Origin of the sequence: Serratia sp. J2, from assembly GCF_046269175.1 — a bacterium.
Classification (GTDB): domain Bacteria; phylum Pseudomonadota; class Gammaproteobacteria; order Enterobacterales; family Enterobacteriaceae; genus Chania; species Chania fonticola_C.
In genome coordinates, this window is sequence record NZ_JBKABN010000004.1 from 146169 (window position 1) to 170722 (window position 24554).

Here is a 24554-nt window from a genome sequence, read left to right on the forward strand (position 1 = left end):
TTCCCGACGCCAAGGAGTCTGCATGCCAAGCATGCCAATTACGGCCAACACGTTGTACCGTGACAGTTTTAACTTTTTCCGTAATCAGGTTGCCAGCATTGTGCTGTTGGCACTGCTGACCGCATTCATTTCTGTGCTGCTTAATCAGGCGTTTAGCCCCGATATCGAGCAGTTGAAGATCCTGACCGCGACGGAAAGTGATTTGGCCTCCAACGCCGGTGCCGGCATGGGGATCCAGGAAATTATTCAGCAAATGACGCCTGAACAGCAGATGGTGCTGTTGAAAGTGTCCGCCGCCGCCACGATTTCCGCTTTAGTGGGTAACGTGCTGCTGGTGGGGGGCATGTTGACGCTGATCCGCCTGGTTTCCGAAGGCCAGCGTACCAGTGCGCTGCGGGCTATCGGGATATCTGCCCCGCTATTGCCGCGTTTACTGTTGCTGTTGTTTGTCTGCACCTTGCTGACTCAGCTTGGCCTGACGCTGTTCGTCGTGCCCGGAGTAATCATGGCGATCTCGTTCTCGTTGGCCCCGGTGATTTCTGTGGCCGATGGGAAAGGCATGTTTGCCTCACTGAAGCTGAGCTGCAAGCTGGCCTTTGCCAACGCGCGGGTGATCGTACCGGCGATGATGCTGTGGTTGGCGGCCAAGCTGCTGGTGCTGTTTATGGTCAGTCATTTGTCTGTGTTGACGCCACACGTTGCCAGCATAGTGCTGACGGCTTTAAGCAATCTGGTTTCTGCCCTACTGCTGATTTATCTGTTCCGGCTGTATATGCTACTGCGAGACACTGCGCCCGCTTCTGGCGTGTCCCTGGATAAAAGATAAACAGGGTCTGTTGACGTTTAAGGGCACGCTTTTAGCGTGCCCTTTTTATTTACTGTGCCGTACCCGGTTCGGCCTGTTCCTTACTTTGTATCAGCTTGAGTGCCAGATAAAGGTCGGGCACCAGGATCAGATCCTTATCACGCCCCACCTGATTGATACGGAACCAGCGTGTTAACTCAGTGCGCCGTCCGGCCAGCACCAGCTTTACGTTACGCTGTAATAAATCACGTTTTAGCTCATCAATGGCCGCCAGTACGCTGATATCCGCATGGGTAAAGCTGGCCACCGCATCAACCACCACCCATCGCGGCTGGAACGGCGTACTGTCGACCAGATTGAGGATGCGCCGTTTGAAGTAGGCCACGTTAAAATAGGTCAGCGGGGAGTTAAAGCGGTACATCATCACGCCCTGCACCGCCTTCACCCCATTGTTGTTGCCCATTGAGTGGATCATGCCTTCCTCATTGACTCCCAGCAATTGCTCCGTAGGGCGGAACACGGTGCGGAGAAACTGCATCAGGCCAAGCAATACCGCCAAGCCAATGCCGCTGATCACCCCCACCAGCAGCACGCTGACGAAGGTGAAGGCCGCCAACCTGAACGCCTGGGCGTTACGCTTGCGCAGGATCCAGATGCCGCGAATGTCGATCAACGACCAGGCGGCGTACATCAGCACCACACCTAATCCGGCCACCGGAATAAATTGCAGCGGCGAAGTCAGGAACAACAGCACAATGCCAATGACAATGGCGGCAATAATTGATACCAGCTGGCTCTTGCCGCCATTGGCATCGTTTACCGCCGTACGCGAATCGGCCCCGCTGATGGCAAACCCTTGCGACAGCGCGGAAACAATGTTTACCAGCCCCAGCGCACGGAACTCCGCATCAGCATTAACCTCGTAGCCATTTTTCGCCGCAAAGCTGCGCGCCGTGAGCATCATGCTGACAAAGCTGACCACCGCCAGGTTGAGCGCCGGTATCACCATGTCACGCAATAAGCCCGGCTGAAAATCCGGCCACTGGACGATAGGCAGCATGCCGCTGAAGCCCCCTACGGTAATAATACCGTGCTGCTGCAAATTACCCGCCCAGGTGATAAAGGCGACCAACACGATGGCAAACAACGGCGCAGGCCAGTTAGGCCGCAACTTTTTAACCCCCACCAGCATCGTCAGCGTAAGCAATGAAATGCCCATCGTCGGCCAATCGCTGTGCAGAATGTTGCCGGGCAAGGCATAAATACGCTCAATCAGCTGCGCCGGTGGCGTACCGAACCCCAGCACTTTACCGATCTGATCGACGATGATGGTGACCGCCACGCCGTTCAGCAATCCGCTGAGGATCGGGCGCGAAAGCAGGTCTGCCAAGGCCCCGAGCCGGAAGCGGCTGGCCAGCAAACACCACCCCCCCGTCATGGCGGTCATCATGATGGTGAGCTGCCAGTGCAGCTCCATACTTCCTGCGGCAAGCGGAGTCACCACGGCAGCAATCACCGCACAGGTTGCCGCATCCGGCCCGACAATCAACTGCCGCGACGAGCCAAAAATGGCATAGGCGATCATCGGTAAAATACAGGAGTAAAGCCCGACCACCGGGCTGACACCGGCCAATTCGGCATAGGCAATCGCTACCGGTAAAGCTACCGCTGCGACCGATAACCCCGCACGAATATCCGGTTTCAACCAACCGCGTTCATATCCTAACAAATGCGTCAAACCGGGCGTCCACGCCCGCAGAGACTTCCACTGCATAGCTATTTTCCATGGTAAATTATGCGGCTATTATTATGCTTAATATGCGTCGTACACCCTGCGCTTGCAAATAACCGACGGTAACAATCGTAAGTTTATGCAAATTCTGGTGTTTACAGCAGCAATCTAGCGGACGAACACCGATAATCTGCCCTTTAGTGCGATACACAGAACGGGCCAATTCCGGTATAGTCGCCCGATGAACCTTTGATGGATTGATTTATGAAGCAGTTTCTTGATTTTCTACCCCTGATTGTCTTTTTTGCCTTTTATAAGCTTTACGATATCTACGTCGCCTCGGGTGCCTTGATCGTCGCCACCGCCCTGGCACTGGTCTTTACCTGGCTGAAATATCGCAAGGTAGAGAAGATGACGCTGATCACCTTTGCCATGGTCGCCGTATTCGGCACCTTGACCCTGGTATTTCACAACGACCTGTTTATCAAATGGAAGGTCACGGTCATCTACACCCTGTTTGCCCTGGCGCTGCTGATCAGCCAGCTGATACTGAAAAAGCCGCTGATCCAACGCATGCTGGGTAAAGAGCTGACCCTGCCGGACAGCGTCTGGAACCACCTTAACATTGCCTGGGCCCTGTTCTTCCTGGCCTGCGGCTTGGCCAATATCTATGTGGCATTCTGGATGCCGCAGGACGTTTGGGTTAACTTCAAGGTATTTGGCCTGACCGTGCTGACGCTGGTCTTCACCCTGTTGAGCGGGATCTATATTTACCGTCATATGCCTGAAGAGCAGAAGAAATAATGGCCGAACAACGACCTTTGCCTAGCGGTGAGCTGGTGCTGCGTACGCTGGCCATGCCGGCAGATACCAATGCCAACGGCGATATCTTTGGCGGCTGGCTGATGTCGCAAATGGACATCGGCGGCGCGATCCTGGCCAAAGAGATAGCCGAAGGGCGCGTGGTAACCGTGCGGGTAGACGGCATGACCTTTCTCAAACCGGTCGCTGTAGGTGACGTGGTGTGCTGCTATGCCAACTGTATCCGCAGTGGCCGCAGCTCGATTACCATCAATGTGGAAGTTTGGGTCAAGAAGGTGTCTTCTGCCCCAATCGGCCAGCGCTACCGTGCCACGGAAGCGGTCTTTACCTATGTAGCGGTAGATGACGGCGGTAGCCCTCGTGCCCTGCCAGACGGCAAGATGAACTTCCGCGTTGGCGAGTAAGCCTACGCCAGATAGCAAAAAGGTCGCAAACGCGACCTTTTTTATTGCTTACTCGACCGTTGAACCTTCCATTTTGAAGACGATGGTCTTCGTCAGGTTCTGCGCGGTTTTGGCTTCATAGCGCCATTTACGCATTGCCTGCTTCACCTCACGCTCGAACATATTACGTGGTTCCGCAGACAGAATACGCACGTTAGTCACACGCCCGTCGCTATCGACATCGAACTGAACCTTGACCTTGCCTTCAATCTGCAACGCCTGGGCGCGCGGTGGATACATCGGTTTGCCGATGCTCAGAGCTTTCGGCCCCAACTCACGGGAAGTCCCCGGCGCGGGTGCTGATGGTGCCTGTTTAACCGGTGCCTTATCGATCGGCTTGGCTTCGGATTGATTGTCGAACGGCGAAGGTTCACGCGGTTCGGTCTTCTTCACTTCACGCTTGACCGGCTTCTCTACCTTCGGCTTCGGTTTTGGCTTCGGCTTGGGTTTCTCCGGCTCCGGTTTAGGAATGGCTACCGGTACTGGCGGTGGCGGCTCGGGCTCCGGGATCGGTTCTGGTTCTGGCTCAGGTTCTACCTGCGGCTCCGGTTCCGCCGCAGCCGGCGGTGGCGGTGGCGGTTCTGCCAACGCGGTCATATTCACCATCATGACGCTGATAGGGGCATCTTCCTGCTTAGGCAGCTCCAACACTTCGTTGACGGAAGCGTAGAGCAAGGCGGCCACCAGGGCACTGTGCAAACCAACGGAGAGGACAATTGGCACGGAAATTCGGCGAATAAGGAACATTTTGTTTAGCGGCATAATGATTCTGTTTCCTCTGGTGCGCCAAGTTTAAATGCAAATAGCAATCATATTCAATAACGAAAGACAAACTATCGCTTTAATCGGCATCATTAGGCGCTAAAACCAGCAAACTCATAGGGATATTAACGTTTAATTAGCCTTTTATTGAGCTTTTCATACGGATTGTTAACCACTATGTCCCCTCACTCGTCATTCGCAGCACACGCCGTTATCCTCAGCACGGTAATGAATTTTTATCTGGATTGGCATTCCCTTGTCACAGGTTTTGCGCTACTTTGTGATTACCGTTGTATGGCAATGATTTTAAAGGTGAAATATGCTTTATCTGATCTACGCACAAGACGTACCTGGCACGCTGGAACAGCGCATGGCCGTTCGCCCCAGCCATCTGGCTCGCCTGCAAGCGCTGCGTGATGAAGGCCGGTTGGTGGTCGCTGGCCCTAACCCGGCTATCGATAGCAACGATCCAGGCCAGGCTGGATTTACCGGTTCTACCGTGATCGCCGAGTTCCCTTCGCTGGAGGCGGCAAAATCCTGGGCATCACAAGACCCGTACGTAGACGCTGGCGTATACGGCGAAGTCACGGTGAAACCGTTCAAGCAGGTATTTTAAGCAAAAAAAAGCCAGCACGGAGGTGGCTGGCTAAAAGTGGGTTCTTCGAGGGAATATCTTTATTCGCTAAACATACTCGCCAAGCGGAGCGATCGCCATCTATCAGTGTGATAGGTCAACCATTGCGAGCCGTATCGGTAAGAACCCACTTTTGTAGATCGGCAAACATCGCCTCCCATTCCTGCTGAGTAATATCCATGAAGCCGAAGAAGCGCAGCATGAAGGCTCCCTCGGTAGCCAAGAAGGCCAGGCGCGCCTTTCTCCCCGCTTCGGTGGTCAGATCCAAACCTGCTATGCGGCTGCGATACCATTCTCGCGTACTGTCCAGATGTTCTGGCGTCTGAATTAACGTCGCCATCAACCCGGCCGCCTTGGCGCTGGAAGCCTGATCCGAACTACGGGTAGCCTGCATATGCGCCTGGACGATGGTTAACGGGTCCGGATCGCTGCCCGCGATATCGTCAAAAACCTGCTCATAAACCTTGCCCCAACGATCAAACATCGCATCGATAAGCGCATCTTTGCTACCAAAGCAATATTGCACTCCCCCCTTGGAGATCCCCATGGCTTTAGCCACCGAATCGATAGTTAACCCTGCCGCACCTTGGGTCGCCACAATCTCTTCTGCGGTATCCAGCACCTTGTCACGATCGATACTCCGTTGACGCCCCATTGAGAAAGCCCCTTTTCAATACGTACGTATGGATTTATATTATAGCAGTATACCACCGGTGCTACCGGGTGGTTACCGTAAGGTGACGCAGCCGCGTCATCGGTTTACTAGGATACTCTTTATGCACGCCCAAAACCGCTGGCTGATCCTGGCAATGATCTCCAGTGCGCTATTTTTAATCATTACTGATATGACGGTGCTTTATACCGCGTTGCCGCGCCTGACCCAGGCATTGGATGCCACAGCTTCGCAAAAACTGTGGATCGTTAACGCCTACCCGTTGGTGGTTGCTGGCCTGCTGCCCGGAGCTGGCATGTTAAGCGACCGTCTTGGCCACAAGAAAATGTTTATCGCCGGTTTGCCGGTCTTTGCCTTGGCCTCACTGTGCGCCGCGTTCTCCCCCAGTGCCGAGCTGCTGATTGCGTCACGGGCTTTCCTGGCCATCGGGGCCGCGATGATGATGCCTGCCACGCTATCCATCGTGCGCCACGTCTTTACCGATGAGCGTGAGCGTGCGCTGGCAATTGGCATCTGGGCCGCAGTGGCCTCCGGTGCCGCCGCGCTTGGCCCGGTGGTAGGCGGCGTTCTGCTGTCCTATTTCTGGTGGGGCTCGGTATTTCTGATCAACGTGCCGGTGGTGATGCTGGTCCTGCCGCTGGCGGTCTATCTGATCCCTCGTTGCGGTGGAGACAGCCAACGCCCCTGCGACTTTATTAGCTCGCTACAGATCATGTTCGGCCTGGTGGCGTCGATCTATGCGCTGAAAGAGCTGAGCAAACCCGCGTTCTCCCTGAGTGACTTCGCCATTGCGGCGGCGCTCGGTACGCTGTTCCTAACCCTGTTTGTCCGCCGTCAGCAACGGGCGCAATACCCCATGATCGATTTCTCACTGTTCCGTAATCGCCTGTTTGCCAGCGGTGTCGGTGTAGCGATCGTTTCAATGATCGCGCTGATCGGGGTCGAACTGGTGTTAAGCCAACGGTTACAGTTGGTGCTAGGCATGACGCCGCTGCTGGCCGCGTTGTTTATTTTACCCATTCCGGTAGCGTCTGCTCTGGCTGGCCCGTTGGCCGGGGCCTTGCTACCGCGTTACGGCGAACGCTCCATGTTGGTAGGCGGCTTTATTCTCACCGCCTTAGGCATTGCGGGTGTCGCCCTGTGGTATCAAGGCAACGTCATTATGCAGTTGGTCTGCCTGTTTGTGGTGGGCTTTGGCCTCGGCGGTGCCATCACCGCTGCCTCAACGGCCATTATGCTCAATGCCCCCGAAGACAAGGCGGGCATGGTCGCCGCCATTGAAGATGTCTCGTGGGAGTTGGGTGGCGTGTTAGGCGTCACGCTACTGGGCGGGTTGATGACGGCGGTCTATAGCCACAGCCTGGTATTGCCTGCCAATCTGCCCGTAGGCGATCTCGCTTATGACAGCATTGATGAGGCGTTACGGTTAGCCGGAAACATGGGGGCGGATAGCGCAGAAAGGCTGACCCAGCTGGCTAGAGGTGCCTTTGATCAGGCCTTTATTGCCGTACTGATCGCGGCAGCGCTGCTGACTACCCTGAGTGCCGGGGTATTAAAGTTTGCTTTGCGCAAAAAGTCACCGCATTATTTTAATCGCTAACGTTAAGTGGGCGCTGTATGCAGCGCCCACTCAAGCCGGTTGAGGAATATCGGTTGTCTTCTTATACTTTTGTGGCTTGATCAAGTAACAACGCTGTGGCTTGAAAGACGACGGGTAAATTGGTTTGAGCGATTGAATTGATGCTTAGTAGCAACTTTAACCTTATGATAGATCCGGTTAACCTGTTTTGTATGGATATCAATCTAGATAATCGAAACAAATAATCAGGAGAAGATTATTATGGCAACGGCAAAGAAAGCGACCAAGACTCATATCGGCCTGGACACCAAACAATCAGCAAAACTCTCTGAAGCACTGAACGCCCTACTGGCTAACTACCAGGTGCTGTACATGAACGTGCGCGGTTACCATTGGAATATTTCCGGCCCGCACTTCTTTGAACTGCACGTCAAGTTTGAAGAAACCTACAATGACCTGCTGACCAAGGTGGATGAACTGGCAGAGCGTATTCTGACGCTGGGTTCCCAGCCTCGCCATGCCTTCAGTGACTATCTGAAAACGGCGGATATCAAGGAAGACACCAATGTCACCGACGATAAAGGCACCCTGCGCGGCTTGCTGGAAGGTTACGCCATTTTGTTGCAACAGCAGCGCGAACTGCTGACGCTGGCCGCAGAGGCCGGTGACGAGGGTACCTCTTCGCTGATGAGTGATTACATCAAAGAGCAGGAAAAACAGGTGTGGATGCTGAACGCCTATCTGGGTAAATAATCCAGGTCCAGCAAATAGCAGAACAGCCCGTTACGGGCTGTTCTTTTTTTACCACTCATAAGCCACAACGAACAATAAGGCTCTGCGATGTTGATCGTCCAAACGACGGCGAACACGAATGATATGCCGATTGCTGCACGACTGGCGCTCCAGCCAACGGTGCCTGCGCCTCTGGCTCTGCCGTAACATCCTCCAGCGGCCCACTTCATTTCTACTGCGTCTCATTTTACGTTACCCATCAATGCCAACCGCCGGCATTATAGCCCTTTCAACGCGCGATCCAAGTCGAGCGTTGACCACCGCCACCCTCCCACAGACGACAAAAAGTATGGTTTTTATTTTCAGCAAGTCCCTTTAGTCAATCATTTTTATGTAACTTAACTACCGAGAAAAGGTTTCACCTTTGTTGTTCTGTGCGTACACTCATTATTGGTGGCTTACGAACGGAAATTTTTGCCTTTATGACAACCTTTTATACCGTAATTAGTTGGCTCTTGGTGTTTGGCTACTGGCTGCTTATCGCCGGGGTCACATTGCGTATTCTGATGAAACGACGCACGGTGCCTTCGGCCATGGCCTGGCTGCTGGTGATCTATATTCTGCCATTGGTCGGTATCGTTGCTTATTTATCCTTTGGCGAACTGCACTTGGGCAAGCGCCGCGCAGAGAGAGCCAAGGCCATGTGGCCTTCAACCGCTCGCTGGTTGAATGAGCTTAAAGGAAGCAGCCGGATTTTTGCTACCGAATATAGTGAAGTGGCCCGCCCGCTGTTCCAGCTTTGCCACCACCGCCAAGGTATTGATGGCGTCAAAGGCAATCAGCTACAGCTGCTGACGACCACCGATTCAACGATGAATGCCCTGGTGCGGGATATCGAGCTGGCACGTCATAATATCGAGATGGTGTTTTACATCTGGCAGCCCGGTGGGCTGGTCGATCAGGTTGCCGAATCATTGATGGCCGCCGCACGCCGTGGCGTACATTGCCGTTTGATGCTGGACTCGGCTGGCAGCGTACAGTTCTTCCGCAGCCCTTATCCCAGCATGATGCGTAACGCCGGTATCGAAGTGGTTGAGTCACTCAAGGTTAACCTGTTCCGCGTATTCCTGCGGCGTATGGACCTGAGACAACATCGCAAAGTGGTGCTGATCGACAATTACATCGCCTACACCGGCAGTATGAATATGGTCGATCCACGCTTCTTCAAGCAGGATGCCGGGGTTGGTCAATGGATCGACCTGATGGCACGTATGGAAGGCCCGGTGGCAACCACGATGGGTATCGTTTACGCCTGTGACTGGGAGATCGAAACCGGCAAGCGCATTCTACCACCGCCGCCAGACGTGAATATCATGCCGTTTGAACAGGAAAGCGGCCACACCATCCAGGTTATTGCCTCCGGCCCGGGCTTCCCGGAAGAGATGATCCATCAGGCGCTGTTGACGGCGGTCTATTCTGCGCGTGAACAGTTGATCATGACCACTCCCTACCTAGTGCCAAGCGACGATCTGCTGCACGCCATCTGCACGGCAGCGCTGCGTGGCGTTGACGTCAGCATTATCGTCCCACGCAACAACGACTCAATGATGGTGCGCTGGGCCAGCCGAGCCTTCTTCTCAGAGCTGCTGGAAGCGGGCGTGAAGATTTATCAGTTTGAAGGCGGGTTGTTGCACACCAAGAGCGTGTTGGTCGATGGCCAGCTCAGCCTGGTCGGCACGGTCAATCTGGATATGCGCAGCCTGTGGCTGAACTTTGAGATCACCCTGGTGATTGACGACAGCGGTTTTGGTGCCGATCTGGCCTGCGTGCAAGATGATTACATCGCCCGCTCGCAGCTGTTGGACGCCAAGCAATGGTTGAAGCGCCCTTACTGGCACCGCCTGGTCGAACGCCTGTTTTACTTTTTCAGCCCGTTGCTGTAAAAGCGGCAACGAGCATGGTTTAATAACCTCAAATCATTTGTTATCAGGATTTTTATATGGACTTGAATAATCGCCTTACCGAAGATGAAACGCTGGAACAAGCCTACGACATCTTCCTGGAGCTGGCCGGCGACAATCTGGATCCCGCGGATATTCTGCTGTTCAATTTACAGTTTGAAGAGCGCGGCGGTGCCGAGCTGTACGATCCGGCAGAAGACTGGCAAGAGCACGTGGATTACGATCTGAATCCGGACTTCTTTGCCGAGGTGGTGATCGGCCTGGCGGACAGCGATGGCGAGCCTATCAACGATGTCTTTGCCCGCGTACTGATCTGTCGCGAGAAAGATAACAAGCTGTGCCACATTTTGTGGAAAGAATAAGCCGGTTAACGGTATAAAAAAACCTGCCAAATGGCAGGTTTTTTATTATTAATCAACCCATTACAACGGATCGACTTTCAGGCACGATACCGCATGACGGAAGCTGCCTTCCAGCAATGGACGCGTTTTAGCGCATTCCGGCCCGGCAATCGGGCAACGAGTGCGGAACACACAGCCAGAAGGCGGATTGATCGGTGATGGCAATTCCCCTTCCAGCAGTTGGATCTGCTTTTCCTTCTCCTTGTCAGGATCCGGCACCGGAACTGCCGACATCAGCGCCTTGGTATAGGGGTGCTGCGGGTTATGATAGACCTCATCATAAGTGCCCAGCTCCACCGCATGGCCCAGATACATCACCAGCACCCGATCGGAAATGTGTTTAACCACCGCCAGATCGTGAGCAATAAAGATTAGCGATAACCCCATCTCGCGCTGCAATTGCTGCAACAGATTCACCACCTGCGCCTGAATAGATACGTCCAAGGCGGAAACCGGCTCATCACAAATCACCAGTTTCGGTTCCAGGATCAAGGCGCGTGCGATGCCAATACGCTGGCACTGGCCGCCGGAGAATTCATGCGGATAACGGTTGATCAGGTTCGGCAACAGGCCCACCTTCAACATCATCGCTTTGACCTTATCCTTCACTTCCTGACGCGGCATTTTCGGATTATAGGTACGCAGCGGTTCGGCGATGATCTCACCGATAGTCATACGCGGGTTCAGCGAGGCCAGCGGATCCTGGAAAATCATCTGAATATCGCTGCGCGTTTTGCGCCAGTCGGCATCGCTCATGCCCAGCAGATCTTTGCCCAACCAGGCAACGCGGCCACTGGTCGCCTTCACCAGGCCGATAATTGCCCGCGCGAAGGTGGATTTACCGCAGCCTGACTCCCCTACCACCCCTAGCGTTTCGCCTTCAAACAGGCGTACGGTGACACCGTCCACTGCCTTCAGCGTTTTAGGTGCCTGCCAGAACCACTGCTTGTCATCATGAATATCAAAGTGAACTTTCAGGTCTGCGACTTCCAGCAGCACTCTTTTATCGGTTGCGGTCATACCAACGCCTCCACTGGCTTGAAACAGGCGCGCAGGCGCCCCTCACCAAACTGCTCCAATGGCGGAGCACTCGCGCACTGCTCCATCGCATACGGACAACGCGGTTGGAACGGACAGCCTTTTGGCAAACGCAGCAGGTTCGGCGGATTACCAGGGATGGTCATCAACGCTTCACCTTCGGCATCCAGACGTGGCACCGCATTGAGCAGGCCGATGGAATACGGGTGGCTCGGATGATAAAACACATCGCGAGCGCTACCGTATTCCATGGTGCGGCCAGCGTACATCACCAAGACCTTGTTGCAGATCCCGGCAACAACGCCCAAATCATGGGTGATCATGATGATCGCCGTATTGAATTCACGCTTCAGTTCGTTTAGCAGCGTCATGATCTGTGCCTGCACGGTAACGTCTAGCGCCGTGGTTGGCTCATCGGCAATCAGCAGTTTTGGCCGACATAGCAACGCCATGGCGATCATCACGCGCTGGCGCATCCCGCCGGAAAACTCATGCGGATACATACGCATACGCTTACGGGCTTCCGGCATTTTGACCGCATCCAGCATGCGGACCGACTCTTCAAACGCCTCGCTTTTGCTCATTTTCTTATGCAGCATCAGCACTTCCATCAACTGCTCGCCAACCCGCATATAAGGGTTCAATGAGGTCATCGGGTCTTGGAAGATCATCGAGATCTCTTCGGCCCGCAGCTTGTTGAGCTGGCTTTCTGGCAGGTTGAGAATTTCACGTCCGTTGAATTTTGCCGAGCCACCGATACGGCCATTGCTGGCCAGCAGGCCCATCAACGCAAATGCCGTCTGTGACTTTCCGGAACCCGACTCCCCAACGATACCCAAGGTTTCACCCGCGCGTAGATCGAAGTTGAGATCGTTCACCGCGGTGACATCGCCGTCTGGCGTACCGAACGTCACACGCAGATCTTTGACGTCCAGCAGCAGTCCGTTTTGTGGTTGAGAATTAATGCTCATGGTTGCACTCCTTAACGATCTTTCGGGTCGAGGGCATCACGCAGGCCATCGCCGATAAAGTTGAAACAAAACAGAGTGATAACCAGGAAACAGGCTGGGAACAGCAGCAACCACGGCGATACTTCCATCGAGTTGGCACCATCGCTCAACAATGCGCCCCAACTGCTCAACGGCTCCTGAGTACCTAGCCCCAGGAAGCTGAGGAAGGACTCAAACAGGATCATGCTCGGCACCAGCAGCGAGGCGTATACCACCACCACGCCCAGTACGTTCGGCACGATATGCCGCAGGACGATATTGCGAGTCGATACGCCGCACACCAGCGCCGCTTCGATAAACTCTTTGCGTTTAAGGCTGAGCGTCTGCCCGCGCACGATACGTGCCATATCCAGCCACGACACCATGCCGATCGCCACAAAGATCAGCAGGATATTTTGCCCAAAGAAGGTCACCAGCAGGATCACAAAGAACATAAACGGGAAGGAGTTCAGGATCTCCAGCAAACGCATCATCACCGAGTCGATCTTGCCGCCCAGATAGCCTGACAGAGAACCGTACAAGGTGCCTAGTACCACAGCCACCAGCGCCGCAGCCACGCCCACCATCAGCGAGATGCGTCCACCAATGGCCACGCGCACCAGCAGGTCACGCCCTGAGGAGTCAGTACCGAAATAGTGCCCCGACTCCAGGTTAGGCGCGGCGGACATCATTGCCCAATCGGTGTCATCATAAGCAAACTGCGACAGCCAGGGGGCACAGATCACAAACAGGGTGATCAGCGCTAACACAAACAGGCTGGTCACCGCCGCACGGTTGTGCATAAAGCGGCGACGAGCATCCTGCCACAGACTGCGCCCTTCAACTTCCAGCTGTTCGCTGAAGTTTTCCAGAGCTTCGCTGTTCTTTTTCGTCAACATCTTGCGTGCTCCAGCTTAGTAACGGATTTTCGGATCGATCACGGCATACAGCACGTCAACGATCGCGTTAAACAGGATGGTCAAGCCGCCGACCAGAATGGTCAGGCTCAACACCAGCGAATAGTCACGGTTCAGTGCACCGTTAACGAACAACTGACCAATTCCTGGCAGGCCGTAGATGGTTTCAATTACCATCGAACCGGTGATAATCCCGACAAACGCGGGCCCCATATACGACAGCACCGGCAGCAGCGCAGGTTTTAATGCGTGGCGCAGAATGATACGGCGCATCGGCAAACCTTTGGCACGGGCGGTACGGATAAAGTTGGAGTGCAGCACTTCAATCATCGAGCCACGAGTGATACGGGCGATGCTGGCGATATAAGCCAAAGACAGTGCCACCATCGGCAGGATCATGAACTTCAACGCCCCACCATTCCAGCCCCCACCGGGCAACCACTTCAAGGTGATGGCGAATATCAACACCAGTAAGGGGGCGACAACAAAGCTGGGGATCACCACACCGGTCATGGCGAACCCCATCACCGTATAGTCCCACTTGGTATTCTGCTTCAACGCAGCAATGACGCCAGCGCTCACTCCCAGCACCACCGCCAGTACAAATGCGGCGAAGCCCAGTTTGGCAGAGACCGGGAAAGATGCCTTGACCAGGTCATTGACCGAATAATCTTTGTATTTGAACGAAGGGCCGAAATCGCCTTTCGACAGTTGCACCAAATAATGCCCGTACTGTTTCCAGATCGGATCGTTAAGGTGGTATTTGGCTTCAATGTTAGCCAATACTTCAGGTGGCAGCGCGCGCTCACCGGTAAATGGGCTACCGGGTGCAAGACGCATCATAAAGAACGAGATGGTGATGAGGATAAATAGTGTCGGGATCGCCTCTAACAAGCGACGAAAGATAAATTTAAGCATTGCCCTAACCCTGTGCTTGAGCCTGATAACGGCTTATAGTCTTAAAATAGGCTGGCGACCCGTGTCGCCAGCCCTGGCCGCATCAATGCTTGATGATGTACAGGTTTTTATCGTAAACGTTATCAAGTGGGTCTTTGCCGGAGTAACCCCCCACGTAAGGTTTCACCAGGCGAGCATTCACATAGTAATAAAGCGGAACGATAGCAGAGTCTTTATCCAGCTGAACTTCGGCTTTCTGATACAGGCCGGCACGCTCTTCTTTGGTTTTCGCCGTCAACACGTTAGCCATCAACTTGTCGAATTCTGCACTCTTATAGTGCGGAGTGTTACTGCTACTGTCCGACAACATCATGTTCAAGAAGGAGCTTGGTTCGTTGTAGTCGGCACACCAGCCAGCACGTGATACGTCATAGGTGCCCTGATGGCGTGTATCCAGGAAGGTTTTCCACTCCTGGTTCACCAGCTTCACGTCCACACCCAGGTTTTTCTTCCAGATAGACGCGGCAGCAATGGCCAGTTTCTTATGCAGATCGGAAGTGTTGTACAGCAATGAGAAGGTCAGCGGTTTGCCTGGGCCATAACCGGCTTCGGCCAGCAGTTTTTTGGCTTCTTCATTGCGCTTTTCCTGCGTCCAGCCAAACCACTCTGGCGGGGTCAACTTGGCACCGTCGGTGTAAGGAGGAGTAAAGCTGTAAGCTGGCAGGTCACCCTGGTTCTTCACCTTGTTGACGATAATGTCGCGATCCATCCCCAGCTTCAGCGCTTCACGAACGCGAGCATCGGTGAACGGTGCTTTTTGGTTGTTGATTTCGTAGTAATAAGTACACAGGTAAGGATCAACGTGCACTTCGTTCGGGATCTCTTTTTTCAGCTTCTGGAACAGTTCGATCGGCATGTTGTTATAGGTCATGTCGATTTCGCCGGTACGGTAGCGGTTGACGTCAGTGACTTCTGAAGCGATCGGCAGGAAGGTGACTTTATTAATGATAGTTTTGGCGTTATCCCAGTATTGCGGGTTACGTTCCAGCACGATACGTTCGTTAACCACCCAGTCTTTCAGCTTGTATGCGCCGTTGCTGACGTAGTTCTGTGGCAAGGTCCACTTTTCACCAAACTTCTCTACCGCTTCTTTATTCACCGGCTTCATGGCGTAGTGCGGGGTCATTTCTACCAGATACGGAACCGGCTCGGTCAGCGTCACCTGGAAGGTATGATCGTCGATGGCTTTCACGCCCAGCGTCGATTTGTCTTTTTTACCCGCGATGATGTCATCCACGTTTTCTACGTGGGCATATTGCAGATAGCTGGCATAAGGAGAGGCGGTTTTTGGATCAACCAAACGCTGCCAGCTATACACGAAATCTTGTGCCGTTACCGGCTCACCGTTCGACCATTTGGCGTCTTTACGCAGGTGGAAGGTCCACACTTTAAAATCTTTGTTGTCCCAGCTTTCTGCAGCCCCCGGCACCACTGAGCCATCCAAGCTGTTATTTGCCAACCCTTCCATCAGATCGCGCGTCACGTTGTTTTCAGGCACGCCTTCGATCTTGTGCGGGTCTAGGGATTGTACTTCGGAACCGTTGTTCTTAACGATTTCCTGCTTGTCTGCCAGCTGTACGCCTGCTGGCACATCAGCCGCAAAAGCAGTTCCTGCCGCCGTAAAGCCTAGCGCCGCAATAATGCCTGCTGCCAGCAGGGACTTCTTAGTGATGTTGGTCATGTGTATAAACTCCAGTTTTTATTATCACAACTCCGTCGTGGGAGCTGCGTTGCCCGTTAACCGGGGGTTGCTATGGCTGGACGCCGTGGAACGAAACGGCGCTGCCTTTCCTGTGTATTACCGGCCGCTATCACCGCTGGTAACACCCTTCATTACTGCTTGATGATGTAAAAGTTTTTCAGATCGATATAGTCTTGCGGATCTTTGCCGGTGAAACCACCAACCGTAGGTTTGACCAGGCGAGCACTGACCCGATAATAAACCGGGACCAGTGCAGAATCTTTGTCCAGCAAGGTCTCGGCTTGTTGATAAATGGCACTGCGTGCAGCTGCGTCCGGCGCTTGCAGGGTGCTGGCCATCAGCGCATCGAACGCCGGGCTTTTATAGAAGAAGGTGTTATTGCTGCTGTTGGAAAGCAGCATATTCAGAAACGCGCTCGGTTCATTGTAATCCCCACACCAGGTGGCACGGGCCACATCAAACTGCCCTTCATGACGGCTCTGTAGCGAGGTTTTCCACTCCTGATTTTGCAGTGTGACCTGTGCGCCGAGGTTCTTCTTCCACATTGAGGCAGCAGCAATGGCCTGCTGCTTATTTTGATCGGAGGTGTTGTACAACAGGGTAAATTTGAGCGGCTTCTCAGCGGTGAATCCCGCCTGAGAAAGCAGTTTCTTCGCTTCTTCGTTGCGTTTTTCCTGCGTCCACCCAGCCCACTCCGGCTGGCTGAAGTTGCCCCCCTCGGTAAAGGTTGGCGTAAAGCTGTAGGCGGGGATTTGGCCCTGGCCCATGATCTTGTTGGCAATAATGTCGCGATCCAGCGTCAATTTGACAGCCGCACGTACGCGCTCGTCGGTAAACGGCGCACGCTGATTGTTGATCTCATAATAGAAGGTGCACAGGTAAGGGTTAACGTGCAGCTGTTCTGGGATCTCGCGTTTCATTTTGGCATACAGATTCGGCGGGATGGCGCTATTGGTAATATCGATTTCACCGCTGCGGTAGCGGTTAATGTCGCTGACCTCGGAGGTCAACGGCAGGAACGTGGCCTGCTCGATCACCGTCTTGCTGTTATTCCAGTAGCTCGAACTGCGTACGAGCACGATACGTTCGTTGACGACCCACTCGGATAAGCGATATGCCCCGTTGCCCACGTAGTTCTGTGGCAGTGTCCACTTGTCGCCAAATTTCTCGACTACCGACTGTTTGACCGGCTTCATTGAGGTATGGGAAAGCATACTGACAAAATAGGGCACCGGCTCGCTGAGCGTCACCTTCAACGTTTTCTCATCAATGGCGCTGACACCAAGCGATTCAGGCGGTTTCTTACCGGCAAGAATAGCGTCAATATTTTCAATTCGTGCGTATTGCAGGTAGCTGGCATAAGGAGAGCCCGTTTTGGGATCCGCCAAGCGCTGCCAGCTGTAAACGAAATCCTGCGCAGTCACTGGGGAACCATCGCTCCATACCGCCCCTGGACGCAAGTGGAAGGTCCAAGTCTGGTAATCAGTGTTTTCCCAGCTTTCCGCCACCGCAGGGGCCAGATGGCCATTGGCATCGGTGCTGACCAACCCTTCCAGCAGGTTGAGGATAATATTGCTTTCAGGCGTTCCTTCGACCTTATGCGGATCCAACGAAGCGACTTCTGAACCGTTGTTGATCACCATGCGCTGCAGTGGTGCCAATTGCACACCGGCCGGAACCTCAACGGCCTGCAGGTTTTGGCTGGCGATCATCCCCAACACGGCGGCGATGATAACGGCCAACGGTTGATGCTTCGTGGTTTGCGGCATAGTACAGGCTCCTTTTCACTGCTAAGCAATAATGGTGAAATAGTTATCAAGCAGGCTAAATAAACAGATACCAGCAAAAATCATTCCTATCTGGCACGCCAAAGATAAGATTTTTCCGTCTGACAAGTTGCTCGGAAATTAGCAGAAGCAAAAATTCATAGCCAATAATTTTTACAGAAATGTTAAGCATTTCTCTTTTATTATCCCATAGCCCTACAGACACCTAGCCTTCCCACTTGCCCAGAGAGAGATTAATGCCATGATTTTATTAGATAAATAACAGCTTCACTTTTAACCTTTTCTTCTCAGATGAAAAAAACCACTCAAAAGAAACATTCAGTTAACAAAATCGCCGTTCAGAGAATAAACACCTGCCTATGCGTGGTTAATCACTAATAACACCTGTGTGAAACGGAGACAAGCCCTACAGAATGATGTGATTAAATTAACAACAGTTTTACCCATAGGGAGACAAAAACCCCCGCCACGGGGATTATAAAAGTGGAGAAAATAACATCTTGGTGCTTTATCAACCGATAAAGTGAGATTTGTGCCACAGGATTGGGCAATAGAATGAAAAGTAGGCAGGTTGTGCACTTTAATAATGCATTGGCTGAGATAATTTGAAAAATTAAAAATAACTTAAGCCGCAAACAAGATTATCCGCGGCTTTATTAAGGTTATAACAGCCCTAGGAAAATGGCTTTAATCCCGGTGACAATAAATTCGATCCCCAGCGCCATCAACAACAGCCCCATGATACGGGTAATGACGTTGATGCCGGTTTGCCCCAGTAGACGCACCAGCAGCGGAGCTGCCCGGAACAATAGCCAACAACAGAAAGCGAACAAGGCGATCGCCACGGTAAAACCTAACAGGTTCTGCCAACTGTGGTAACGAGAGCTCCAGACGATGGTGGAACTGATGGCACCCGGCCCGGCCATCAGCGGCAGCGCCAAGGGAACGACCCCGATGCTTTCACGGATCGCGCTCTCTGATTTTTCCTGCTTGTTCTGTTTGTCTTCACCTAGCTTGCCGCTGATCATCGACATGGCGATGGTCACCACCAGAATGCCGCCTGCAATACGGAAAGAATCGATAGAGATACCAAACATACGCAATATGCCCTCGCCCAGGAACAGCGAGGTCCACAAAATAATCGCCACCGACAGGTTAGCCGTCAGGTTGGTTTTGTTACGCCCGACCTCGGCCTGATAGCTGGTCATGCTGATAAATACCGGCAGAATACCTACCGGGTTGACCAACGCAAACAGGCCGACAAAGAACTTGATGTAGCCGGAAAAATCCAACAGAGATTGGCCCACGAAAAACTCCGCATAAATAGCTGTAAAAAGAGACACTGCCGATGCGCGCTAATGTAATGGAATTACGTCAGCTAATCCATCCACCCAGACAGCATTTTTCCCTACCCCAACAGAATGTTACAAAACAATTCGCTATTGTTAATGCCTTGTATGTTGTTTGCTGACATCAGGTATCATCTCATCCACCATCAAACACATTGTTGATAATCGCTCTCAACAAACGTCAGCTGAAAGGTGTCAGCATGCGATTTTTATGACGTAAATCACAAAATATCTACTCAGGAATAGTTAAGCTCTTAGTCGTAGTCAAAAGGGAGTACGAGGTAGAGATACCGATTTCTCTCTCGCTTGCCTACTACCAACTTGCACTTGGTAAAGCTCTTTAAGTAAATCAGCAGTATGGGTCGCTAACTGCGGGAAAAGTCTCATTATTTAACAGACGCCTTCCTGACAGATGTCTATACTAGTTCCTCGAACGGCTTATTTACTGAAAGAGTTTAACATTTATCAGGAGAGCATCATGGCTGTAACGAATGTCGCTGAATTGAACGAGCTAGTTGCACGTGTCAAAAAAGCCCAGCGCGAGTATGCCAACTTCTCACAAGAGCAAGTTGATAAGATCTTCCGCGCCGCTGCCCTCGCCGCCGCAGATGCCCGTATTCCTCTGGCTAAACTGGCCGTTGAAGAATCAGGCATGGGTATCGTTGAAGACAAAGTCATCAAAAACCACTTCGCTTCCGAATACATCTATAACGCCTATAAAGACGAAAAGACCTGCGGGATCCTCTCCGAAGATGAAACTTTCGGTACCATCACCATTGCAGAGCCAATTGGCCTGATTTGCGGTATCGTGCCAACCACCAACCCAACTTCTACCGCAATCTTCAAAGCGCTGATCAGCCTGAAGACCCGTAACGGCATCATTTTCTCCCCGCACCCACGTGCCAAGAACGCCACCAACAAAGCCGCAGATATCGTGCTGCAGGCTGCCATTGCGGCTGGCGCACCGAAAGACATCATCGGCTGGATCGACCAGCCAACGGTTGACCTGTCCAACCAGCTGATGCATCACCCAGACATCAACCTGATCCTGGCAACCGGTGGCCCAGGCATGGTTAAAGCCGCTTACAGTTCTGGTAAACCGGCTATCGGCGTTGGTGCCGGTAACACTCCAGTTGTAGTCGATGAAACTGCCGACATCAAACGCGTTGTTGCTTCCATCCTGATGTCAAAAACCTTCGACAGCGGTGTGATCTGTGCGTCTGAACAGTCCGTGATCGTGGTGGACTCCGTATACGATGCAGTGCGCGCGCGCTTCGCTTCCCACGGCGGCTACATGCTGCAGGGCAAAGAGCTGAAAGCCGTTCAGGACATCATCCTGAAAAACGGTGGCCTGAACGCCGCTATCGTTGGCCAGTCTGCACCAAAAATCGCTGAAATGGCCGGTATCAAAGTGCCTGCCAACACCAAAATCCTGATCGGTGAAGTGAAACTGGTTGACGAATCTGAGCCATTTGCTCACGAAAAACTGTCACCTACCCTGGCAATGTACCGTGCCAAAGATTTTGAAGACGCCGTCAGCAAAGCAGAGAAATTGGTCGCCATGGGCGGTATCGGTCACACCTCTTGCCTGTACACCGATCAAGATAACCAGACTGCGCGTGTAGAGTATTTTGGCGACAAAATGAAAACCGCACGTATTCTGATCAACACCCCGGCTTCTCAGGGGGGTATCGGTGACCTGTACAACTTTAAACTCGCTCCGTCACTGACGTTGGGCTGCGGTTCCTGGGGTGGTAACTCCATCTCTGAAAACGTCGGTCCAAAACATTTGATCAACAAGAAAACTGTAGCGAAGCGAGCAGAAAACATGTTGTGGCACAAACTTCCTAAATCAATCTACTTCCGCCGTGGCTCACTGCCAATCGCGCTGGAAGAAGTGGCTACCGACGGGGCAAAACGCGCCTTTATCGTTACCGACCGCTACCTGTTCAATAACGGCTATGCGGATCAGATCACCAAAGTTCTGAAATCACACGGTATTGAAACTGAAGTATTCTTTGAGGTTGAGGCTGACCCAACGCTGAGCATCGTACGTAAAGGTGCCGAGCAGATGAACTCCTTCAAACCAGACGTGATCATTGCGCTGGGTGGTGGTTCACCAATGGACGCAGCAAAAATCATGTGGGTGCTGTATGAACATCCTGAAACCCACTTCGAAGATCTGGCACTGCGCTTTATGGACATCCGTAAGCGTATCTACAAGTTCCCGAAAATGGGCGTGAAAGCGAAAATGATCGCCGTCACCACCACTTCAGGTACCGGTTCAGAAGTGACACCGTTTGCGGTTGTGACCGATGACGCGACCGGCCAGAAATACCCACTGGCTGACTATGCTCTGACCCCGGACATGGCGATTGTCGATGCCAACCTGGTGATGAACATGCCTAAATCCCTGTGCGCCTTCGGCGGCCTGGATGCGGTCACCCACGCCCTGGAAGCCTACGTTTCCGTACTGGCCAACGAATATTCAGACGGCCAGGCGCTGCAAGCGTTGAAACTGCTGAAAGAATATCTGCCAGCCAGCTATCACGAAGGGGCGAAAAACCCGGTTGCTCGTGAGCGTGTACACAACGCTGCTACCATCGCCGGTATCGCGTTTGCCAACGCCTTCCTGGGTGTTTGCCACTCAATGGCCCACAAACTGGGTTCTGAGTTCCATATCCCGCACGGTCTGGCTAACGCCATGTTGATCTCTAACGTTATCCGTTATAACGCCAACGACAACCCGACCAAGCAGACCGCCTTCAGCCAGTATGACCGCCCTCAGGCACGTCGTCGCTACGCGGAAATCGCAGACCACCTCGGTCTGAGCGCTGCCGGTGACCGTACCGCACAGAAGATCGAGAAACTGCTGAAATGGTTGGACGAAATCAAGGCAGAACTGGGTATTCCAACCTCGATCCGCGAAGCTGGCGTACAGGAAGCCGACTTCCTGGCCAAGGTCGACAAACTGTCTGAAGATGCGTTTGATGACCAATGTACCGGTGCTAACCCACGTTATCCGCTGATTGCCGAACTCAAGCAAATCTTGATGGATACCTTCTACGGTCGCGAATTCAGCGAAGCGACTGAAGAAGAGGCGGTAGTTGTAGCACCGGTTGCAGCTAAAGCGGAAAAAAAGTCCAAGAAATAACCGTTCTCTGAATGGTCAAAACCCGCCGAAAGGCGGGTTTTTTTATGCATGAGATAAATTGCACCCAATGAGCACCACGCTATTTGGACAGCAATCCCAGCTGACCTACAGGGTGGCATCAAAAAACGCCGCATAGGCCTTCTGCGGCGCTTATGGCGCAATATCACTCTGGAGCTTTGATCGCTTCCTTATAGTGCTTGCGGCATACCGAAACATAGCTTTCGTTACCCCCGATCACCACCTGCTCCCCCATATGCATCGCCTTGCCATCATCCCCCAGGCGCAGCACCATATTGGCTTTACGCCCGCAATGACAAATGGTCTTCAATTCGACCAGTTTATCGGCCCAAGCCAGCAGATGATGGCTGCCAACAAACAGTTCCCCAAGAAAATCCGTGCGCAAGCCATAACACAGCACCGGAATATCCAGCTGGTCGACCACCTCGCAAAGTTCTTCAACCTGCTCCTTGGTCAGAAACTGGCTCTCATCCACCAGCACGCAATGCACGGGCTGCTGCTGGTGCTCCTGATTAATCATGGCGTACAGTTGAGTGGCGTTATTGTAAAGCTGTGCTTGCGACGACAACCCAATCCGCGAACTCACTTTGCCCACGCCAAAGCGGTGGTCGATCTCCGCGGTAAACACCAACGTACGCATACCACGTTCTTGATAATTATATGAAGATTGTAACAGCGCCGTCGATTTCCCCGCATTCATAGCGGAATAATAAAAATAAAGCTGAGCCATGTGGCCGCGACTCCAATGGTTTAAAATATATACCCAAAGACTTTCCGGTTGTAGCGTAGCCTCCGTTGACTCATCCTCTGGTCTTGCTGGCGCGCTACACTGCGCCCTTGCCAATCAGGGCGAATATATTCAGCCCCGGTTAATGAGTCTGTTGCGGTTAACAACGCTGCGGCCTGAGAGACGGAGGGTATATACTGTCGGAAGGTGCAGGTTGACAGTGTAGCATAGACCGTGGCCAGACTCAGCAAGCGGGCTGACATTATCTTGGCCTAAGAAAATAGCCATCAACCAAGTTTCATGTGAAACATTTTACACGCGCAACGGACACTTTTACATCTATTTACAGATTACTGAGGTTTATCAAGCACAATTAATTATTGTTAATGATTAACTAAATTCATTAATGCTCAAGCGGATATGTACTGTCAGCAAGCAAACAGCCTGCCTTGCCCCTCCCGCCAGCAATGCAATTAAATGTGTTTTGAGCGATGACTGCCCGGTTAATTGGAACGCTTAACAACTTACTCACTCCTGACAGGCTGTTTACCGTTATACCCCCATTCTTTACAGTACTAGTCCTTTTGGGGAAGTGATTATGGACACAAATCCTTCCCGATACTGTTATAGAGCATAATTATGCCACGTGGGCCAAAATGACTTTAAGCTCGGCGATTATGCCTTGCGGTTGGACAATTTGGCTTAAAACCCAGGGGGGGGATTAAAGCCTGTTTCCCCTATGTTATTAGTCGGACAGTTCTCAATATCGGTTTTTTAAAGATAAATTTAGTCACTCTTTCAATTTGGCTATTGCAGAAAAGAAAGGAGCACTCTATTATTATCGTCACGCCCCCCCACCAATATAATTTGAGACTAGAACAATGAGCGAAGCATTGAAGATTTTGAACAACATCCGTACTCTACGTGCACAGGCAAGAGAATGCAGCCTGGAAACACTGGAAGAGATGCTGGAGAAGCTGGAAGTTGTTGTTAACGAACGCCGCGAAGAAGACAGCCAGGCTCAAGCAGAAATTGAAGAGCGCACTCGTAAACTGCAACAATACCGCGAAATGCTGATTGCAGACGGTATTGATCCAAACGAGCTGCTGCAAACTATGGCTGCTACCAAAGCCGCTGGTAAAGCAAAGCGTGCTGCACGCCCAGCTAAATACCACTACAAAGACGAAAACGGCGAAATGAAAACCTGGACTGGCCAGGGCCGTACTCCAGCCGTGATTAAAAAAGCTATCGAAGAGCAAGGCAAGTCCCTGGACGATTTCCTGCTGTAATAGCATTTTAGTTACCTTAAAAAGGCTCCCTATGGGAGCCTTTTTGCTTTGCAGCCACGGCAATCACCTTGACCTTCACGCGG

The 24554-nt window shown here is 52.5% G+C and carries 22 protein-coding genes; 10 read left to right on the top strand and 12 right to left on the bottom strand.

Annotation, left to right across the window (positions count from 1 at the left end; all coding sequences use genetic code 11):
• Positions 1 to 31: 31 nt before the first annotated feature.
• Entirely contained in the window at positions 32 to 826 is a 795-nt protein-coding gene (locus ACKWMY_RS05955) for a YciC family protein (RefSeq protein WP_024529248.1), read from the top strand.
• 49 nt (positions 827 to 875) lie between these two features.
• Here ACKWMY_RS05955 and ACKWMY_RS05960 read toward each other — a convergent pair whose 3' ends face one another.
• The gene (locus tag ACKWMY_RS05960; protein ID WP_261160126.1) at positions 876 to 2579 is read right to left on the bottom strand and encodes a SulP family inorganic anion transporter; all 1704 of its coding nucleotides are present in this window, start codon (positions 2577 to 2579) and stop codon (positions 876 to 878) included.
• Positions 2580 to 2801: 222 nt separating this feature from the next.
• Here ACKWMY_RS05960 and ACKWMY_RS05965 point away from each other — a divergent pair, with 222 nt between their 5' ends.
• Positions 2802 to 3341 carry a septation protein A gene (locus ACKWMY_RS05965; RefSeq protein ID WP_021181242.1) on the top strand — a complete coding sequence of 180 codons (540 nt, stop codon included), beginning with the start codon at positions 2802 to 2804 and terminating at the stop codon, positions 3339 to 3341.
• Positions 3341 to 3763, top strand: coding sequence for an acyl-CoA thioester hydrolase YciA (yciA, locus tag ACKWMY_RS05970; RefSeq protein ID WP_024529246.1), 423 nt, complete (start codon positions 3341 to 3343; stop codon positions 3761 to 3763). Before ACKWMY_RS05965 ends, yciA begins: the two co-directional genes overlap by 1 nt.
• A 48-nt stretch (positions 3764 to 3811) precedes the next feature.
• Here yciA and tonB read toward each other — a convergent pair whose 3' ends face one another.
• Entirely contained in the window at positions 3812 to 4564 is a 753-nt protein-coding gene (tonB, locus tag ACKWMY_RS05975; RefSeq protein WP_368459005.1) for a TonB system transport protein TonB, read from the bottom strand.
• Positions 4565 to 4883: 319 nt separating this feature from the next.
• On the opposite strand from tonB, the gene ACKWMY_RS05980 reads away from it, so the two are divergent.
• Positions 4884 to 5180, top strand: a complete 297-nt coding sequence (locus ACKWMY_RS05980) for a YciI family protein (RefSeq protein ID WP_409486034.1) — start codon at positions 4884 to 4886, stop codon at positions 5178 to 5180.
• A gap of 115 nt (positions 5181 to 5295) precedes the next feature.
• Here the strand turns inward: ACKWMY_RS05980 and ACKWMY_RS05985 are convergent, their stop codons facing one another.
• Entirely contained in the window at positions 5296 to 5853 is a 558-nt protein-coding gene (locus ACKWMY_RS05985) for a TetR/AcrR family transcriptional regulator (RefSeq protein ID WP_065685693.1), read from the bottom strand.
• 121 nt (positions 5854 to 5974) lie between these two features.
• On the opposite strand from ACKWMY_RS05985, the gene ACKWMY_RS05990 reads away from it, so the two are divergent.
• Both ACKWMY_RS05990 and ACKWMY_RS05995 read left to right on the top strand, forming a co-directional pair.
• On the top strand, positions 5975 to 7471 hold the full coding sequence (locus ACKWMY_RS05990; protein ID WP_024529242.1) for an MFS transporter: 1497 nt from the start codon (positions 5975 to 5977) through the stop codon (positions 7469 to 7471).
• Positions 7472 to 7711: 240 nt separating this feature from the next.
• Entirely contained in the window at positions 7712 to 8203 is a 492-nt protein-coding gene (locus tag ACKWMY_RS05995) for a Dps family protein (RefSeq protein WP_021181236.1), read from the top strand.
• A 48-nt stretch (positions 8204 to 8251) separates the two neighbouring features.
• Here ACKWMY_RS05995 and ACKWMY_RS06000 read toward each other — a convergent pair whose 3' ends face one another.
• Positions 8252 to 8428 (bottom strand): YciY family protein, encoded by a 177-nt coding sequence (locus tag ACKWMY_RS06000; RefSeq protein ID WP_004945296.1) that lies wholly within the window; start codon positions 8426 to 8428, stop codon positions 8252 to 8254.
• Positions 8429 to 8664: 236 nt separating this feature from the next.
• Here ACKWMY_RS06000 and cls point away from each other — a divergent pair, with 236 nt between their 5' ends.
• Together cls and ACKWMY_RS06010 are read left to right on the top strand one after the other, a co-directional pair.
• Entirely contained in the window at positions 8665 to 10125 is a 1461-nt protein-coding gene (gene cls, locus ACKWMY_RS06005; protein WP_024529241.1) for a cardiolipin synthase, read from the top strand.
• 56 nt (positions 10126 to 10181) lie between these two features.
• A complete protein-coding gene (locus tag ACKWMY_RS06010; protein WP_021181235.1) occupies positions 10182 to 10505 on the top strand; it encodes an HI1450 family dsDNA-mimic protein in 324 nt (107 codons plus the stop codon).
• Between the two features lie 60 nt (positions 10506 to 10565).
• On the opposite strand, the gene oppF is transcribed toward ACKWMY_RS06010, so the two are convergent.
• The 7 genes from oppF to ACKWMY_RS06045 form a co-directional block, all read right to left on the bottom strand.
• On the bottom strand, positions 10566 to 11564 hold the full coding sequence (gene oppF, locus ACKWMY_RS06015; RefSeq protein ID WP_021181234.1) for a murein tripeptide/oligopeptide ABC transporter ATP binding protein OppF: 999 nt from the start codon (positions 11562 to 11564) through the stop codon (positions 10566 to 10568).
• Positions 11561 to 12553 carry an ABC transporter ATP-binding protein gene (locus ACKWMY_RS06020; protein ID WP_065685690.1) on the bottom strand — a complete coding sequence of 331 codons (993 nt, stop codon included), beginning with the start codon at positions 12551 to 12553 and terminating at the stop codon, positions 11561 to 11563. Before ACKWMY_RS06020 ends, oppF begins: the two co-directional genes overlap by 4 nt.
• Before the next feature lie 11 nt (positions 12554 to 12564).
• On the bottom strand, positions 12565 to 13470 hold the full coding sequence (gene oppC, locus ACKWMY_RS06025) for an oligopeptide ABC transporter permease OppC (RefSeq protein ID WP_024528795.1): 906 nt from the start codon (positions 13468 to 13470) through the stop codon (positions 12565 to 12567).
• A gap of 15 nt (positions 13471 to 13485) precedes the next feature.
• Complete coding sequence (gene oppB, locus ACKWMY_RS06030) at positions 13486 to 14406, bottom strand: oligopeptide ABC transporter permease OppB (RefSeq protein WP_024528794.1); 921 nt, start codon at positions 14404 to 14406, stop codon at positions 13486 to 13488.
• 82 nt (positions 14407 to 14488) lie between these two features.
• A complete protein-coding gene (gene oppA / locus ACKWMY_RS06035) occupies positions 14489 to 16126 on the bottom strand; it encodes an oligopeptide ABC transporter substrate-binding protein OppA (protein ID WP_074029223.1) in 1638 nt (545 codons plus the stop codon).
• Between the two features lie 152 nt (positions 16127 to 16278).
• Complete coding sequence (locus ACKWMY_RS06040; RefSeq protein WP_409486035.1) at positions 16279 to 17916, bottom strand: ABC transporter substrate-binding protein; 1638 nt, start codon at positions 17914 to 17916, stop codon at positions 16279 to 16281.
• 680 nt (positions 17917 to 18596) lie between these two features.
• Positions 18597 to 19241, bottom strand: coding sequence for a YchE family NAAT transporter (locus ACKWMY_RS06045; protein ID WP_409486036.1), 645 nt, complete (start codon positions 19239 to 19241; stop codon positions 18597 to 18599).
• Between the two features lie 520 nt (positions 19242 to 19761).
• Here ACKWMY_RS06045 and adhE point away from each other — a divergent pair.
• Positions 19762 to 22437 (top strand): bifunctional acetaldehyde-CoA/alcohol dehydrogenase, encoded by a 2676-nt coding sequence (gene adhE / locus ACKWMY_RS06050; RefSeq protein ID WP_024528792.1) that lies wholly within the window; start codon positions 19762 to 19764, stop codon positions 22435 to 22437.
• Between the two features lie 163 nt (positions 22438 to 22600).
• Here adhE and ACKWMY_RS06055 read toward each other — a convergent pair whose 3' ends face one another.
• On the bottom strand, positions 22601 to 23185 hold the full coding sequence (locus ACKWMY_RS06055; protein WP_024528791.1) for a thymidine kinase: 585 nt from the start codon (positions 23183 to 23185) through the stop codon (positions 22601 to 22603).
• An 878-nt stretch (positions 23186 to 24063) separates the two neighbouring features.
• Between ACKWMY_RS06055 and hns the strand changes: the two genes are divergently transcribed.
• Entirely contained in the window at positions 24064 to 24471 is a 408-nt protein-coding gene (hns, locus tag ACKWMY_RS06060) for a histone-like nucleoid-structuring protein H-NS (protein ID WP_024486694.1), read from the top strand.
• The last annotated feature ends 83 nt before the right edge of the window (positions 24472 to 24554 follow it).

Excerpts from the sequence above, each read along its gene's own strand:
- ACKWMY_RS05955 (WP_024529248.1), top strand. The coding sequence starts at position 32 with ATGCCAATTACGGCCAACACGTTGTACCGTGACAGTTTTAACTTTTTC.
- ACKWMY_RS05960 (WP_261160126.1), bottom strand. The coding sequence starts at position 2,579 with ATGCAGTGGAAGTCTCTGCGGGCGTGGACGCCCGGTTTGACGCATTTG.
- ACKWMY_RS05965 (WP_021181242.1), top strand. The coding sequence starts at position 2,802 with ATGAAGCAGTTTCTTGATTTTCTACCCCTGATTGTCTTTTTTGCCTTT.
- yciA (WP_024529246.1), top strand. The coding sequence starts at position 3,341 with ATGGCCGAACAACGACCTTTGCCTAGCGGTGAGCTGGTGCTGCGTACG.
- tonB (WP_368459005.1), bottom strand. The coding sequence starts at position 4,564 with ATGCCGCTAAACAAAATGTTCCTTATTCGCCGAATTTCCGTGCCAATT.
- ACKWMY_RS05980 (WP_409486034.1), top strand. The coding sequence starts at position 4,884 with ATGCTTTATCTGATCTACGCACAAGACGTACCTGGCACGCTGGAACAG.
- ACKWMY_RS05985 (WP_065685693.1), bottom strand. The coding sequence starts at position 5,853 with ATGGGGCGTCAACGGAGTATCGATCGTGACAAGGTGCTGGATACCGCA.
- ACKWMY_RS05990 (WP_024529242.1), top strand. The coding sequence starts at position 5,975 with ATGCACGCCCAAAACCGCTGGCTGATCCTGGCAATGATCTCCAGTGCG.
- ACKWMY_RS05995 (WP_021181236.1), top strand. The coding sequence starts at position 7,712 with ATGGCAACGGCAAAGAAAGCGACCAAGACTCATATCGGCCTGGACACC.
- ACKWMY_RS06000 (WP_004945296.1), bottom strand. The coding sequence starts at position 8,428 with ATGAGACGCAGTAGAAATGAAGTGGGCCGCTGGAGGATGTTACGGCAG.
- cls (WP_024529241.1), top strand. The coding sequence starts at position 8,665 with ATGACAACCTTTTATACCGTAATTAGTTGGCTCTTGGTGTTTGGCTAC.
- ACKWMY_RS06010 (WP_021181235.1), top strand. The coding sequence starts at position 10,182 with ATGGACTTGAATAATCGCCTTACCGAAGATGAAACGCTGGAACAAGCC.
- oppF (WP_021181234.1), bottom strand. The coding sequence starts at position 11,564 with ATGACCGCAACCGATAAAAGAGTGCTGCTGGAAGTCGCAGACCTGAAA.
- ACKWMY_RS06020 (WP_065685690.1), bottom strand. The coding sequence starts at position 12,553 with ATGAGCATTAATTCTCAACCACAAAACGGACTGCTGCTGGACGTCAAA.
- oppC (WP_024528795.1), bottom strand. The coding sequence starts at position 13,470 with ATGTTGACGAAAAAGAACAGCGAAGCTCTGGAAAACTTCAGCGAACAG.
- oppB (WP_024528794.1), bottom strand. The coding sequence starts at position 14,406 with ATGCTTAAATTTATCTTTCGTCGCTTGTTAGAGGCGATCCCGACACTA.
- oppA (WP_074029223.1), bottom strand. The coding sequence starts at position 16,126 with ATGACCAACATCACTAAGAAGTCCCTGCTGGCAGCAGGCATTATTGCG.
- ACKWMY_RS06040 (WP_409486035.1), bottom strand. The coding sequence starts at position 17,916 with ATGCCGCAAACCACGAAGCATCAACCGTTGGCCGTTATCATCGCCGCC.
- adhE (WP_024528792.1), top strand. The coding sequence starts at position 19,762 with ATGGCTGTAACGAATGTCGCTGAATTGAACGAGCTAGTTGCACGTGTC.
- ACKWMY_RS06055 (WP_024528791.1), bottom strand. The coding sequence starts at position 23,185 with ATGGCTCAGCTTTATTTTTATTATTCCGCTATGAATGCGGGGAAATCG.
- hns (WP_024486694.1), top strand. The coding sequence starts at position 24,064 with ATGAGCGAAGCATTGAAGATTTTGAACAACATCCGTACTCTACGTGCA.